The organism is Providencia alcalifaciens, assembly GCF_915403165.1.
GTDB classification, from domain to species: Bacteria; Pseudomonadota; Gammaproteobacteria; order Enterobacterales; family Enterobacteriaceae; genus Providencia; species Providencia alcalifaciens_C.
In genome coordinates, this window is record NZ_OU659204.1 from 637,275 (window position 1) to 653,016 (window position 15,742).

Sequence of the window (15,742 nt, forward strand, 5' to 3'; positions counted from 1 at the left end):
TATAAGGCTGTGAACATTTCCGTATTTAGCGTTGGTTGTATATAATAGAGTTAGTTACAATTGATCCCAAAACTATAGAGGTATTAACAATGGAATCAACTTTTGCAATGGCTGCTTTCGGTAGTCCTTGGCAATTAATTATCATTGCTTTGCTTATCATTTTAATTTTCGGCACCAAGAAATTACGTTCTTTAGGTTCTGATTTGGGCGAATCACTTAAAGGCTTCAAAAAAGCAATGAGTGATGATGAAGCTGCAAAAGCGAAAGCAGAGCAAGAAAAGCAAGACGCGGACTTTGCACCGAAAAATATCACTGAACAACAGGCTCCTGAGAAAAAAGACAGCCCAGTTGAGAGCAAAAATAAAGAGCAGGGATAAACCGTGTTTGACATAGGTTTTAGTGAACTACTGCTAGTTGCGATCATCGGTCTTGTGGTATTAGGCCCTCAACGTCTACCAGTGGCAGTGAGAACTGTTGCTGGTTGGATTCGTGCTATGCGCTCAATGGCTGCCAATGTCCAAAATGAGCTATCACAAGAACTGAAATTGCAAGAACTGCAAGAGACTCTTAAAAAAGTTGAAGAGAAAGCGGGTTTGGAAACTCTTTCTCCTGAACTTAAAAAGTCGATGGATGACCTGCGTCATGCTGCTTTGTCTTTACAAAGTGGTTATCAGGCAACAACCAATGATGTCCAATCTGAGTTGAACAAAGCAAAAGAGATCACAGAAAACTACGATGCTGCGGTAAAGGAATCCCATTCTAGTTCTTCGCAAACTCAAGAGTCAGATCCTGATCCTGAGTATGCTGCTAAGATGGCTGCAGTTGTTGAAGAAAAACCTGCTTCAGCAACACCTACAGACTCTAAGCCACTCGATGCTAAAGTAACAAACTCCAATCAAACAGAAAGTGAAAAATAACACATGGCTGTCAATGATGCTCAACCACTTATTAGCCACCTGATTGAACTAAGAAAGCGGCTACTAAACTGTTTGATTACCGTATTAATCGTCTTTGCGGCGCTCGCTTATTTTTCAAATGATATTTATCGCCTTGTTGCTGCGCCTTTGATTGATAAGCTGCCTGTTGGTTCTCAAATGAGTGCGACAGACGTAGCATCGACGTTTTTTACCCCGATTAAACTGACCATGATGGTATCTATATTTGTTTCGATACCTGTCATTTTGTACCAGGTCTGGGCATTTATCGCGCCTGCGCTGTATAAGCATGAACGTCGATTAATGCTACCGTTACTGGTATCAAGTAGCTTCCTATTCTATCTAGGAATGGCATTTGCTTACTTTGTGGTATTCCCGTTAGCTTTTGGCTTCTTTGTAAAAACAACGCCAGAAAGCGTTAACTTCATACCTGATATCAGCAAATACCTCAGTTTTGTCATGACACTGTTTATGGCATTCGGGGCGGCGTTTGAAGTGCCAATCGCGATTATTTTACTCTGCTGGACTGGCGTAACGACTCCAGAATCACTCAGACGTAAACGTCCATATATCTTAGTCGGTGCGTTTATCGTCGGGATGTTCCTGACTCCGCCAGATGTTTTATCGCAAACTCTACTCGCAGTACCGATGTACTTGCTGTTTGAGCTTGGGGTATTACTGTCTAATTTCTATGTTGGCAAAGGTCGACGTAGAGGTGATGACGAAGAAGAAGAGCCAGAAGAATAGTCACGGTGACAACGTTATTGTGAATTAAAAAGCCCACTCAATCGATGGGCTTTTTTTATGCCAGTTTGAAGCGAATATATCGCGAAAAACTTATTCAGACTCTTTTCTAAATTGCGTATTATCAATGACTTTTGCGACAGTGGTATTTAAAATGTTAAGCAAGAGGATTGAGCGTGACTCACCATTTGGTTCATTGAAGATGGCTTTAACGCCGGCAAAAATACCTTCAGTAATGACAACATTATCTCCCTGAGAAGGAAGATCCGGTGATTGAGTATGACTGACGGGCGTCTGCTGTATAAGTTCAATTATCTCTTCAGGAACTTCAGCTGGTAATGTGCCAAAGCGAATAAAGTGGCTGACACCGCGTGTAGATTGGATAGTGGTTGTATGAATTTGCTCATGGTCGAATTTTACAAACAGGTAATTGGGGAACAGTGCTTCAGTGACAACTGTGCGTTTGCCTCGAACGACTTTTTCCATTTCAGTCATTGGAGTCATACAAGTCACATGTTGTCGAGTTAAGTGCTCAACTGCTCTATCCAGCTGCCCTCGTTTGCAATACAGCAAATACCATTTTTCCATTTTTTGATCCCATCCAACAAATTTATGCTCATGATAACAAATTAAGACATAAGAATGTGACTAATGATGAGTAGCACAATATTATTCATCTACACAAGTATAGATTAATTCGATAGTTACGAAATTAGATACACAATAAACACAGCAGTTAATACACTTTTTGTAGGAGACACCATGGATATCTTTTTACTGAGTAATGGCAAACTTTCCGGCAACCCTGTATGGCTAAGTTATGCATTACCAAGAATTAGCGAAATGATTGAACGCAAGCAGATTAAGTCAGCAGTATTAGTGCCTTATGCTGTTTTACGTGGTTCTCACGATGAGCGTGCGGAGCAGTTAAGTGATGCTTTAGGCATTAAAGTTACTTCGATTGAACATTTTGAAAGCCCAGTAGAAGCCATCGAACAAGCAGAATGTATTCTTGTGAGTGGCGGTAATACATGGTGGTTAAATAAATGCTTGCATGAGAATGGCTTAATTGTTGCTATCCAACGTGCAGTGCGTGAACGCGGTGTACCTTACATTGGTTGGAGTGCGGGTTGTAATGTGGCGACCCCAAGTATTCGTACAACGAATGATATGCCTGTAAGCAATGCGGTTATCATGCCATCTTTGGGACTGTTCCCAATGCAAATTAACCCACACTATATCGATGCGCACATTTCTGGGCATATGGGTGAAACACGCGATGAGCGTTTACAAGAATTCTGTGTTATCAACCCTCATGAGGTCGTTGTTGCGTTACGTGAAGGTAGTGGATTACAGATCAAAGGTAATGAATTAAGCTACTTCAGTGGCAAAGATGAAGGTTTCAAGCTGTTTCAGCACAACAAAACATTCCCTGAGCAATTTGATACCGTATCATTAAAGGATTATGTTCCGTTTGATTGCAAGTAAAGTGATATACTTAATCTGAACATATTGATTATTAAGTATGTTTAACAGCAACTTGTAACCTTGGCTGGGAACCTTATAATGAGGCTCCCCCTGTAATAGTAAAAGAAGATAATGAAATACCGTGACCTTAGAGATTTCATCGCGCAGCTTGAAAAGCAAGGCGAACTAAAACGCATTACGATGGAAGTTGATCCTTACTTGGAAATGACTGAAATCGCAGATCGTACACTAAGAGCAGGGGGGCCAGCCTTACTATTCGAAAACCCTAAAGGCTATAACATGCCCGTTCTGTGTAACTTGTTTGGTACAACCAAGCGTGTTGCTATGGGAATGGGGCAAGAAGATATCAAAGCCTTACATGATGTGGGCAAGTTGCTCGCTTTCTTGAAAGAACCTGATCCTCCGAAGGGTTTTCGTGACCTAATGGACAAGTTGCCGAAATTCAAACAAGTGCTGAATATGCCAGCTAAACGCTTAAGCTCAGCGCCTTGTCAGGAAGAAATTTGGGCAGGTGATGATGTTGACCTTACTAAGATCCCCGTTATGCATTGCTGGCCGGAAGATGCTGCGCCATTGATTACTTGGGGATTAACGGTCACTAAAGGCCCTTATAAAGAACGCCAAAATTTAGGTATCTATCGCCAACAAGTCCTTGGCAAAAATAAAGTTATTATGCGTTGGTTATCTCATCGCGGTGGTGCGCTGGATTTCCAAGAGTGGTGTCAGGCACATCCTGGAGAACGATTCCCAGTTGCGGTGGCACTAGGTGCTGATCCCGCAACGATTTTAGGCGCTGTGACGCCAGTTCCTGATACGTTATCTGAATATGCTTTTGCTGGGTTACTCCGGGGCAATAAAACGGAAGTCGTAAAGTGTATTTCTAATGACTTAGAAGTTCCTGCAGGGGCTGAAATTATCCTTGAAGGGTATATTGAACCTGGCGAAATGGCACCAGAAGGCCCTTACGGTGACCACACTGGTTATTATAATGAGATTGATGATTTCCCAGTATTTACTGTGACTCATGTGACTCAACGTCGCGATGCGATTTATCACTCTACCTATACAGGTCGTCCACCGGATGAACCTGCAGTATTAGGGGAAGCCCTGAACGAAGTTTTAGTGCCTATTTTGCAAAAGCAGTTCCCTGAAATTGTGGATTTCTATTTACCACCAGAAGGTTGTTCCTATCGTCTGGCGGTTGTTACCATGAAAAAACAGTATGCAGGACACGCAAAAAGAGTAATGATGGGCGTCTGGTCTTACCTGCGCCAATTTATGTACACGAAGTTCGTGATTGTTTGTGATGATGATATCAATGCTCGTGATTGGAAAGATGTTATTTGGGCCATCACAACACGTATGGATCCAGCTCGTGATACTGTCATGATGGAAAACACACCGATTGATTATCTTGATTTTGCATCACCGATTTCTGGACTTGGTTCCAAAATGGGAATGGATGCGACCAATAAATGGCCGGGAGAAACCAACCGTGAGTGGGGACGCCCAATTGTCATGACGCAGAGTGTTAAATCCCGCGTAGATGATATCTGGGAACAGTTAAATATTATTGAAAAATAAGAGGAAAATCATGGCAACTTTGAGCTGTAAAGTCACATCTGTTGAATCTATCACGGATACAGTTTATCGGGTTATTTTGTTGCCAGACGGACCTTTTCATTTTAAAGCTGGTCAATATCTTATGGTCGTTATGGATGAAAGAGACAAGCGACCATTCTCTATGGCTTCTACTCCCGAAAATAATCAATCCATCGAATTGCATATTGGAGCGTCGGAATTTAATTTATACGCTATGGCGGTGATGGATCGCATTTTAGAACAGCAACGTATTGATATTGATATCCCTCACGGTAAAGCGTGGTTTCGCGAAAATAGCCAAAACCCGATGATCTTGATCGCAGGCGGTACCGGCTTTTCTTATACCCATTCTATTTTGTTGGCTGCACTGGCTGAAAACCCTCAACGAGATATTACTTTCTATTGGGGTGGTCGCCAGTTAGAGCATTTGTATGATCTCGGTGAATTACAGGCTATTAGTGAGCGTTATCCTAACCTGAAAGTAATCCCTGTTGTTGAGCAACCGGATGATAATTGGCGTGGAAGAACGGGGACTGTTTTGAGTACCGTGCTAGAAGATTTCGGTGATTTATCTGGGCATGATATTTATATTGCGGGACGTTTTGAGATGGCGAAGATTGCGCGGGATAGGTTTTGTAATGAGAGGAATGCAAAAGCGGCTCAATTGTTCGGCGATGCTTTCGATTTTCTATAACTCGTCATATTTCAAGCTGTAGGGGTGTTGGCTTCATAGGTTACCCCATCACATACTTATAGTTTGCATATCCCCGTCATATTTCAAGCCACAGGGGTGTTGGCTTCATAAAGCTACCCTATCACATACTTCAGTATGCTCAAGGGATAGCTTTACTTGCCGCCTACCTGTGACCTGAACTATTTAGGGGATGGACTGAGTTGTATTCCATATTCTGGTTGATTGAATTGATTGATTGGTTGATTTCATTGAGCTGGTTTGTGGATAAAAAAATCCCGCCCCTGACTAGGCGGGAACATTGCAAGATACGACAATGTAACGGCAAAATGAATTAGACTCTTTCGATAATTGTGGCGATGCCTTGCCCAAATCCAATACACATTGTAGCTAAACCAAACTGCTTATCATGTTGCTCTAACTGATTAAGTAACGCGGTTGTGATCCTTGCGCCAGAGCAACCGAGAGGGTGCCCTAACGCAATTGCGCCGCCACTCAGATTTACCTTCTGGTCCACTTGGCTTTCTGAAATTTGCAGTCCTTTTAGGCAAGCAATAGACTGAGCCGCGAAAGCCTCATTAAGTTCAATAATATCAATATCATTCAACGTAAGCCCCGCACGCTTTAACGCTAACTCAGTGGCTGGAACTGGTCCAAACCCCATAATAGATGGATCGCAACCAACCACGGCCATGGATCGAACTTTTGCACGAGGTTTCAATCCATGCTGTTTGGCATAAGATTCACTGGCAAGTAGCATGGCTGAAGCACCATCGGACAGTGCTGACGAATTACCTGCGGTCACGGTGCCACTGATAGGATCGAAAGCGGGTCTTAATGCAGCAAGTCCTTCCAAGTTGGCATCAAAACGGATGACTTCGTCATAGTTGATTGAAATAAGATTGCCATCGGCGTCATGTCCTGAGATCGGAACAATTTCACGGCTAAATTTACCATTCTTGGTTGCCGCTGCCGCGCGTTGGTGAGATCGCAATGCAAAAGCATCTTGCTCTTCGCGACTGATTTTATACATTTTGGCGAGCATCTCGGCAGTTAAACCCATGGCTCCTGAGGCTTTAGCTACGCGTAATGTAAGCTTTGGATTGAAATCAATACCATGAGTCATTGGAACATGTCCCATATGCTCAACACCACCAATCAAAACAGAATGTGCATCTCCCGTCATAATGAAACGGCTTGCATCATGAATGGCTTGCATCGAAGAACCACACAGGCGATTGACCGTGACCGCAGGAACCGTATGAGGAATATCAGTCAATAAAGCAGCATTTTTTGCGATGTTAAAACCTTGCTCTAAGGTTTGCTGAACACATCCCCAAATAATGTCATCCAACTCTTTCTTTTTCGCATTGGGATTGCGTTCAAAAATTGCATTCATCAGGTGTGCAGAGAGGTCTTCTGCTCTTACATGACGAAATACACCTCCTTTGGAACGGCCCATTGGTGTGCGTATACCATCAATAATGAAGACATTTTCCATAGGATTAACCTCTCGCAACTTTTTTAACATCAATAGCCACAACCGGTGGCTGCGGATAGTATCTGGCGTTAGTGGCCGCTTTTTCTTTCAATCCATTTGGAACCTGATAAAGCGGGCTTAAATGGGAGTAGGACTCCGCAGTTTTGACGTAAGACAGACTACCGAGTGTATCAAGATAGCAGAAAACACCTCCGCGGAATGGTGGGAAACCAAGGCCATAAACTAGCGCAATATCGGCATCTGAAGGGCTTTGAATAATACCTTCTTCAAGGCAGCGAACAACTTCGTTCACCATTGGTGCCATCATTCGAGCAATAATTTCATCTTTAGTAAATGAACGCTTACTTTGGCGAATTGAACTTAATAATTCATCGGTTTTGGGGTCATCAATTTTCTTTGGCTTTCCTTTTTTATCTTTTTCATATTGATAAAAGCCTTTGCCATTTTTCTGACCAAAACGTTGTTGTTCAAACATAATATCAATGGCGTTCTTACCCACTTTTTGCATTCTTTGCGGGAAGCCTTGAGCCATGACTTGCTCTGCATGAAATGCGGTATCAATCCCAACAACATCAAGTAGATAAGCAGGTCCCATTGGCCAACCAAACTCTTTTTCCATGACTTTATCGATTTCTCTAAAATCCGCGCCATCTTGAAGCAATAAGTTAAACGCGGCGAAATAAGGGAAAAGAACGCGGTTAACGAAAAAACCAGGGCAGTCATTTACAACAATAGGGGTTTTCCCCATTTTATTCGCATAAGCAACCACTTTAGTGATGGTGGCATTACTGGTTTTTTCACCTCGAATAATTTCGACTAAAGGCATGCGATGAACAGGATTGAAAAAATGCATACCACAGAAGTTTTCTGGACGTTTAAGGGAATTTGCTAACTCGGTAATTGGGATAGTTGAAGTATTCGAAGCCAGTATAGTTTCTGATGTGATTAATGATTCCACTTCGGATAACACGGCTGCTTTTATTTTAGGATTTTCAACGACAGCTTCAACGACCACCTGAGAATTCTCAATGCCAGCATAAGATAAAGACGGGTGGATAGAGGCTAAGGTTGTTGCCATCTTATCTGCGGTTATTTTTCCGCGTTCAAATTGGCCATTAAGGAGCTTTCTCGCTTCATCAATACCTAAATCTAAGGATTTCTCATTGATATCCTTCATTAGAACGGGAACGCCCTTGCTCGCGGATTGATAAGCAATACCGCCACCCATAATGCCAGCACCAAGCACCGTGGCGTGTGCTGGTGCAGTAGAGGAGCCTGCGATTTTTTTACTGTTAGATTTAACCTGTTGATCATTCAGAAAAACGCTAACTAATGCGCGAGCAACATCACTGTGAGCGAGCGGTACAAACGCAGCAGTTTCATGTTTCAGTGCTTCATTACGAGTGCAGTTCGCGGCTTTTTCAATTGCATTAATCGCGCTCATTGGTGCCGGATAGTGTTTTCCTGCAACTTGATAGACCATGCCTTTCGCAACGTTAAAGCTCATTGCTTGCTCAAGTGCGCTAAGTTTTAGCGGCTCAAGTTTTGGCTGTCGTGTTTGACGCCAATTTAGTGCACCAGAAATAGCTTGCTCGATGATTTTCAAGGCTGCTTGTGGTAATTTTTCAGTTTCGACAATCGCATCCACTAAACCGAGTTTAAGTGCTTGAGGACCACTAACATCTTTACCAGCAGTAATAATTTCCAGAGCACTATCAAGACCAATGAGTCGAGGTAAACGTACTGACCCGCCAAAGCCAGGCATAATCCCTAACTTTGTTTCTGGTAAGCCAATTCTGGCATCGGGCGACGCAATTCTAAAATCGGTAGCGAGTACACACTCACATCCACCGCCTAGGGCATAGCCATTAATGGCGCTAATAGTTGGAACAGGGAGATCTTCAAGGCGATTAAATATACTATTCGCGTAACCAAGCCAGTCACTGAGGGTTTCTTTGGATGCCTCGAATAGAGATAAAAATTCTTTGATGTCTGCGCCAACAATAAAAGCGGGTTTATCTGAGCGCAAAATAACGCCTTGTAAATCGCTTTGTTGTTCGAGTACTGCAACTGCTTCATCAAGTGAAGCGACGGTATGAGTATCCAATTTATTGATTGGTCCTGATGAGTTAAACACCAGTTCTGCAATACCTTTTTTCAACCATTGAATAGAGATTGTCTCACTTTGATAAAGCATGCTGTTCTCCTTTATGTGGCGGTTTCATCTGGTATGACCAGATAAAAATCAGTGTGACGATAATGTTAATTAAATGCAAATGATTAATAACAAAACTGGAAGGCTGCTCACAGGAATTAAGGTAAATAACGCAAGGTGAAAATGATATTTTAATTAATAATCAATGTATTAATCTTATCTTGTTATTGAGTGCATACACGTTATTAGCAGAACGTGATAAGCTTAATTTTTCTAACTAATACTGAAAGGTTGAATGAAATGGAAAAACTGGCTGGACTCTACGCAGAACATATTAAAACGCTACAAAAAACGACTCAGCAAGTTTTACAACGCAGTAAATTAGATGCCATCTTGATTCATTCAGGAGAGCCAATTCGCATTTTCCTCGATGATAGTGACTACCCATTTAAAGTGAACCCACATTTTAAAGCTTGGGTTCCAGTGACGGATGTCCCTCATTCCTGGTTATTAGTCGACGGTGTGAATAAACCTAAGTTATGGTTTTACTCGCCAGTTGATTATTGGCATAGCGTTGAACCTTTACCAACTAGCTTCTGGACAAAAGAAGTTGAGCTTATTCATCTGAAAAATGCGGATGAAATTAAAGGCTTTTTAGCTAATTTACCGAAAGAGCATTTAGCTTATATTGGCTCCTCTGCAAACAAAGCTGAATCTCTGGGTATTTCTACTCACAATATTAACCCAAAGCCTGTACTCGATTATTATCACTATCATCGTTCATATAAGACAGACTATGAGCTGTACTGCATGCGAGAAGCCCAAAAAATGGCGGTGAATGGTCACTTATCAGCTTTCGAAGCTTTCCAGGCTGGAGCAAGTGAGTTTGATATTAATATTAGTTATTTAGGAGCGACAGGGCATCGTGATACGAATGTACCTTACGGTAACATTGTAGCTTTAAATGAAAATGCAGCCGTGCTTCACTACACTAAATTACAGCAAACAGTTCCAAGTGAATTACGTAGCTTCTTGATTGATGCTGGTGCTGAGTACAATGGTTATGCTGCTGATATTACTCGTACTTATGCAGCTAAAAACAAAAGTGAATTTGCAGAATTAGTTGCGGACTTGAATACAGAACAACTCGCGCTGATCGCGTCTATTAAAGCTGGCGTGCGTTATACCGATTACCATGTCGATATGCATCACCGTATTGCGAAATTACTTGCTAAGCATGGAATTGTGAAAGGGATTAGCGAAGATGCTATGGTTGAAAATGGTCTAACAACACCATTTTTACCACACGGATTAGGCCACCCATTAGGTTTACAAGTGCATGATGTAGCAGGTTTTATGCAGGATGAAGATGGTACTCATTTAGCTGCACCTAAAATGTATCCATTCTTACGCTGTACTCGTATTTTGGAACCAAGAATGGTTTTAACTATCGAGCCGGGCCTTTACTTTATTGAGTCCCTGCTTTCTGCGTGGCGTACAGGGGAGTTCAGTCAACACTTTAATTGGGATAAAATCGAGCACTTCAAACCTTATGGTGGTATTCGAATTGAAGATAATATTGTTATCCATCATAACCATATTGAAAATATGACTCGAGATTTGCATTTACCGTAATGAAAGCGTACTCAATTCCGGCAGAAACGATCTCTTTTTCGGAAGAGATCAAAAAAAGCCGTTTTATTACTTATATCGCTCACACCGAGGGTATTGCCGCTGCGAAAGATTATATTCAATCGATTAAAGCGCAATACCCCGATGCCCGGCACCATTGCTGGGCATTTGTGGCGGGGCGGCCTGATGATTCCCAACAGTTAGGTTTTTCTGATGATGGAGAGCCTACGGGTACGGCAGGTAAACCCATTATGGCGCAGCTGTTAGGTAGCAACTTAGGTGAGATCACTTGCGTTGTTGTGCGTTATTTTGGTGGAATAAAGCTAGGTACGGGTGGGCTAGTCCGTGCTTATGGTAGTGGGGTTCAGCAGGCACTGAAGTTGCTCCCAACACAAACGAAAGTCCCTCAAAAAATCTTCAATGTGGTATGTGATTACTCACTTATCAATGGAGTTGATCAATTATTAGCTCAGGTAAATGGTACTATATTGCTCAGTGATTATAATGAGTCTGTATCTTTGCAAATTTCTATTCCTGCTACTTGTGAGCAGGAGGTCAATGATAAATTACGTGATATCAGTCGTGGGGAAGTTACTCTCTTAGAACCGTCACAAGAGCAAACAGCATAGCAAGGAACCGGCCGAATGCATTTTCGCGCAATAACTCGTATTGTCGGGTTACTCGTCATTATCTTCTCTTTTACTATGGTCATACCAGGTATTGTCGCACTGATATATCGCGATGGTGCGGGACGAGCATTCAGTCAGACTTTTATAACGGCGTTACTAATCGGGCTTTTTTTATGGCTACCTACGCGAAATAGCCGACATGAACTAAAAGCGAAAGAAGGTTTTTTAATTGTAGTTCTGTTTTGGACGGTGCTAGGGAGCGTCGGGGCACTGCCGTTTATCTTCTCTGAAAAACCCAACTTATCTGTTACAGATGCCTTCTTTGAATCCTTTTCTGGGCTAACAACTACCGGTGCAACAACTCTGACGGGATTAGACTCTCTTCCGAAAGCGATTTTGTTCTATCGGCAGATGCTGCAATGGCTTGGTGGGATGGGGATCATTGTACTCGCTGTAGCGATTTTGCCTCTCTTAGGTGTCGGTGGCATGCAGCTCTATCGTGCTGAGATGCCTGGGCCATTAAAAGATAACAAAATGCGTCCGCGAATTGCGGAAACGGCAAAAACGCTTTGGCTTATTTATGTATTGCTAACTATTGCGTGTGCGATTGCATTATGGATCGCAGGTATGGATGTGTTCGATGCGATATCTCACAGTTTTTCAACCATCGCGATCGGTGGGTTTTCTACCCATGATGCCAGCATAGGCTACTTTAATAGTCCTGCCATTAATACCATTATTGGCGTCTTCCTAATTATCTCAGGTTGTAACTTTGGTTTGCACTTTGCCGTTCTAACGGGAAGAAGCCTCGGAATTTATTGGCGCGACCCTGAATTTAGAATGTTCATCAGCTTCCAGTTTGTTCTAGTCGTGATCTGTACCGCGGTGCTGATGTATCACTCCGTATATGCTGGCTTTGGACAAACGCTGGATCAAGCCTTTTTCCAAGTGGTCTCGATGGCGACTACAGCAGGCTTCACCACTGACAGTTTTTCTGGCTGGCCGCTGTTCTTACCCATGCTTCTATTATGTGCGGCGTTTGTTGGTGGATGTGCAGGGTCAACAGGTGGGGGATTAAAAGTGATTCGTATCCTTTTACTGTTCCTGCAAGGTTCCCGAGAATTAAAACGATTAGTGCATCCTAATGCGGTCTATACCATTAAATTAGGACAAAGGGCATTGCCAGAAAGGATCATTGAAGCTGTCTGGGGATTCTTCTCTGCTTATGCTTTAGTTTTCGTGGTTAGCTTGCTGCTTTTAATCGCCACTGGGGTGGATGAGTTTTCTGCATTTTCAGCGATTGCGACAACGTTGAATAACTTAGGTCCAGGCTTAGGTACTGTTGCTGATAACTTCACGACAATGAATCCTGCAGGTAAATGGATTTTAGTTGTCACGATGCTGTTTGGTCGTTTGGAAGTGTTTACTTTATTAGTGTTACTGACCCCAACTTTCTGGCGTGAGTAATATAGCTGCGCCGCTAACGTATATAGATAGTAACGATTAGGAAGAAAAATGAGTTATCTACTTTTGCACTCAAGCACCGATGGGCAAACTAAAAAAATTATACTTAAAATGGCAGATCAATTACGTCGCGCTGGGCGTGAGTGTGATATTCGTGATTTGAATTCAGATAAAAGTTTTAACTTATCTGCTTATGAAAAGGTGCTAGTAGGGGCTTCTATTCGTTATGGGCATTTTAATAAGAAGTTAGTGCGTTTTGCCACAATCCATCAAACTCAACTTAATTCAATGAAGACGGGATTCTTTGCCGTTAACCTTACAGCAAGAAAGGAAGGTAAGAATACTGTTGATACGAATGCCTATACTCGTAAGTTCTTAGAGAAGTGTCCATGGCAGCCGACCATAAAGTCTGTTTTTGCGGGCGCGCTGTTTTACCCTCGTTATAAATGGTTTGATAGAGTGATGATCAGGCTGATTATGAAAATGACAGACGGACCAACCGACCCAAATACAGAAATAGAATATACCAATTGGGATAATGTTGCTGAGTTTGCAACGAAATTTGATAATATCTAGCCTTATATTTAAACAAATCGTGGTTGTTTTATACGATTTGTTTAAAAAGAAAACGGTCGAATAAAAATATTTAAAAAACACTTGCAGGATTTCTGTGACTCCCTATAATGCGCATCCACTGACCGGGAACAAGCCAACGCAAAGCGCGATGGACACTGAACCGGCAGCGAGAGAATCTGAAAAGATTAAGTAAAAAAATACTTGACTCTCACTGAGGAAAGCGTAATATACGCCACCTCGCGACAACGACCTAAGTTGATAAAAACTGAGTCGAATTTCTAAAGAAATGTCGCAACGCTCTTTAACAATTTATCAGACAATCTGTGTGGGCACTCACAGGACACTATCAAAAAAATATTTGATTTTAAGTCTTGAAGAGTGACTAACACGTTAATTCATATATATGAACTAATAGGTAATTTGGTTTCTTCGGAAATCAAACGACAGTAACATTCTTTGAGCATCAAGCTTTTTAATTGAAGAGTTTGATCATGGCTCAGATTGAACGCTGGCGGCAGGCCTAACACATGCAAGTCGAGCGGTAACAGGGGAAGCTTGCTTCTCGCTGACGAGCGGCGGACGGGTGAGTAATGTATGGGGATCTGCCCGATAGAGGGGGATAACTACTGGAAACGGTAGCTAATACCGCATAATCTCTCAGGAGCAAAGCAGGGGAACTTCGGTCCTTGCGCTATCGGATGAACCCATATGGGATTAGCTAGTTGGTGAGGTAATGGCTCACCAAGGCGACGATCCCTAGCTGGTCTGAGAGGATGATCAGCCACACTGGGACTGAGACACGGCCCAGACTCCTACGGGAGGCAGCAGTGGGGAATATTGCACAATGGGCGCAAGCCTGATGCAGCCATGCCGCGTGTATGAAGAAGGCCTTAGGGTTGTAAAGTACTTTCAGTTGGGAGGAAGGCGTTGATGCTAATATCATCAACGATTGACGTTACCAACAGAAGAAGCACCGGCTAACTCCGTGCCAGCAGCCGCGGTAATACGGAGGGTGCAAGCGTTAATCGGAATTACTGGGCGTAAAGCGCACGCAGGCGGTTGATTAAGTTAGATGTGAAATCCCCGGGCTTAACCTGGGAATGGCATCTAAAACTGGTCAGCTAGAGTCTTGTAGAGGGGGGTAGAATTCCATGTGTAGCGGTGAAATGCGTAGAGATGTGGAGGAATACCGGTGGCGAAGGCGGCCCCCTGGACAAAGACTGACGCTCAGGTGCGAAAGCGTGGGGAGCAAACAGGATTAGATACCCTGGTAGTCCACGCTGTAAACGATGTCGATTTGGAGGTTGTTCCCTTGAGGAGTGGCTTCCGGAGCTAACGCGTTAAATCGACCGCCTGGGGAGTACGGCCGCAAGGTTAAAACTCAAATGAATTGACGGGGGCCCGCACAAGCGGTGGAGCATGTGGTTTAATTCGATGCAACGCGAAGAACCTTACCTACTCTTGACATCCAGAGAATTTAGCAGAGATGCTTTAGTGCCTTCGGGAACTCTGAGACAGGTGCTGCATGGCTGTCGTCAGCTCGTGTTGTGAAATGTTGGGTTAAGTCCCGCAACGAGCGCAACCCTTATCCTTTGTTGCCAGCACGTAATGGTGGGAACTCAAAGGAGACTGCCGGTGATAAACCGGAGGAAGGTGGGGATGACGTCAAGTCATCATGGCCCTTACGAGTAGGGCTACACACGTGCTACAATGGCGTATACAAAGAGAAGCGACCTCGCGAGAGCAAGCGGAACTCATAAAGTACGTCGTAGTCCGGATTGGAGTCTGCAACTCGACTCCATGAAGTCGGAATCGCTAGTAATCGTAGATCAGAATGCTACGGTGAATACGTTCCCGGGCCTTGTACACACCGCCCGTCACACCATGGGAGTGGGTTGCAAAAGAAGTAGGTAGCTTAACCTTCGGGAGGGCGCTTACCACTTTGTGATTCATGACTGGGGTGAAGTCGTAACAAGGTAACCGTAGGGGAACCTGCGGTTGGATCACCTCCTTACCATTGAAGTGTTTTTGTGAAGTGCTCACACAGATTGTCTGATAGAAAGTAGAGCAATAGGCTATACGTGGGAGAGCTATTCGAAAGAATGGGTCTTACACGAGATATGCAACAAAGTAATTTGTGCAGTATTTCGTGTCCCCTTCGTCTAGAGGCCTAGGACACCGCCCTTTCACGGCGGTAACAGGGGTTCGAATCCCCTAGGGGACGCCAATTGCGCCGATATCGAGTGAAAGACGATGTCCCCAATAATGATTAAGCCAATTACCTTGTAGTTGGTTTAACAATTATGCTCTTTAACAATCTGGAAC

At 43.2% G+C, this 15,742-nt stretch carries 13 protein-coding genes, 1 tRNA gene and 1 rRNA gene; 12 read left to right on the forward strand and 3 right to left on the reverse strand.

What is annotated here, in order from left to right; translation table 11 throughout:
- Positions 1 to 89 precede the first annotated feature (89 nt).
- The 3 genes from tatA to tatC are packed head-to-tail and all read left to right on the forward strand — an operon-like array spanning position 90 to position 1,682.
- Entirely contained in the window at positions 90 to 377 is a 288-nt protein-coding gene (gene tatA, locus LDO73_RS02785; RefSeq protein WP_036954943.1) for a twin-arginine translocase TatA/TatE family subunit, read from the forward strand.
- Positions 378 to 380: 3 nt separating this feature from the next.
- On the forward strand, positions 381 to 917 hold the full coding sequence (tatB, locus tag LDO73_RS02790; protein WP_224060097.1) for a Sec-independent protein translocase protein TatB: 537 nt from the start codon (positions 381 to 383) through the stop codon (positions 915 to 917).
- Positions 918 to 920: 3 nt separating this feature from the next.
- Entirely contained in the window at positions 921 to 1,682 is a 762-nt protein-coding gene (gene tatC / locus LDO73_RS02795) for a Sec-independent protein translocase subunit TatC (protein WP_224060098.1), read from the forward strand.
- 90 nt (positions 1,683 to 1,772) lie between these two features.
- On the opposite strand, the gene rfaH is transcribed toward tatC, so the two are convergent.
- A complete protein-coding gene (gene rfaH / locus LDO73_RS02800) occupies positions 1,773 to 2,267 on the reverse strand; it encodes a transcription/translation regulatory transformer protein RfaH (protein WP_224060099.1) in 495 nt (164 codons plus the stop codon).
- Between the two features lie 174 nt (positions 2,268 to 2,441).
- Here rfaH and pepE point away from each other — a divergent pair, with 174 nt between their 5' ends.
- From pepE to fre, 3 genes are all read left to right on the forward strand, one after another.
- Positions 2,442 to 3,167 carry a dipeptidase PepE gene (pepE, locus tag LDO73_RS02805; RefSeq protein ID WP_224060100.1) on the forward strand — a complete coding sequence of 242 codons (726 nt, stop codon included), beginning with the start codon at positions 2,442 to 2,444 and terminating at the stop codon, positions 3,165 to 3,167.
- Positions 3,168 to 3,278: 111 nt separating this feature from the next.
- Positions 3,279 to 4,751, forward strand: coding sequence for a 4-hydroxy-3-polyprenylbenzoate decarboxylase (gene ubiD, locus LDO73_RS02810; RefSeq protein WP_224060101.1), 1,473 nt, complete (start codon positions 3,279 to 3,281; stop codon positions 4,749 to 4,751).
- 10 nt (positions 4,752 to 4,761) lie between these two features.
- Positions 4,762 to 5,463 (forward strand): NAD(P)H-flavin reductase, encoded by a 702-nt coding sequence (fre, locus tag LDO73_RS02815; protein WP_224060102.1) that lies wholly within the window; start codon positions 4,762 to 4,764, stop codon positions 5,461 to 5,463.
- Between the two features lie 331 nt (positions 5,464 to 5,794).
- On the opposite strand, the gene fadA is transcribed toward fre, so the two are convergent.
- On the reverse strand, positions 5,795 to 6,961 hold the full coding sequence (gene fadA, locus LDO73_RS02820; protein ID WP_224060103.1) for an acetyl-CoA C-acyltransferase FadA: 1,167 nt from the start codon (positions 6,959 to 6,961) through the stop codon (positions 5,795 to 5,797).
- Positions 6,962 to 6,965: 4 nt separating this feature from the next.
- On the reverse strand, positions 6,966 to 9,158 hold the full coding sequence (fadB, locus tag LDO73_RS02825; protein WP_224060104.1) for a fatty acid oxidation complex subunit alpha FadB: 2,193 nt from the start codon (positions 9,156 to 9,158) through the stop codon (positions 6,966 to 6,968).
- Positions 9,159 to 9,416: 258 nt separating this feature from the next.
- On the opposite strand from fadB, the gene pepQ reads away from it, so the two are divergent.
- The 6 genes from pepQ (at position 9,417) to LDO73_RS02855 (ending at position 15,644) form a co-directional block, all read left to right on the forward strand.
- Complete coding sequence (gene pepQ / locus LDO73_RS02830; RefSeq protein WP_224060105.1) at positions 9,417 to 10,751, forward strand: Xaa-Pro dipeptidase; 1,335 nt, start codon at positions 9,417 to 9,419, stop codon at positions 10,749 to 10,751.
- On the forward strand, positions 10,751 to 11,377 hold the full coding sequence (locus LDO73_RS02835) for an IMPACT family protein (protein ID WP_224060106.1): 627 nt from the start codon (positions 10,751 to 10,753) through the stop codon (positions 11,375 to 11,377). Before pepQ ends, LDO73_RS02835 begins: the two co-directional genes overlap by 1 nt.
- Positions 11,378 to 11,392: 15 nt before the next feature.
- On the forward strand, positions 11,393 to 12,844 hold the full coding sequence (trkH, locus tag LDO73_RS02840; RefSeq protein WP_108479348.1) for a Trk system potassium transporter TrkH: 1,452 nt from the start codon (positions 11,393 to 11,395) through the stop codon (positions 12,842 to 12,844).
- A gap of 48 nt (positions 12,845 to 12,892) precedes the next feature.
- A complete protein-coding gene (gene hemG / locus LDO73_RS02845) occupies positions 12,893 to 13,417 on the forward strand; it encodes a menaquinone-dependent protoporphyrinogen IX dehydrogenase (RefSeq protein WP_224060107.1) in 525 nt (174 codons plus the stop codon).
- Positions 13,418 to 13,890: 473 nt separating this feature from the next.
- Positions 13,891 to 15,431, forward strand: a 16S ribosomal RNA gene (locus LDO73_RS02850).
- Positions 15,432 to 15,568: 137 nt separating this feature from the next.
- Positions 15,569 to 15,644 (forward strand) — tRNA-Glu (locus tag LDO73_RS02855).
- The last annotated feature ends 98 nt before the right edge of the window (positions 15,645 to 15,742 follow it).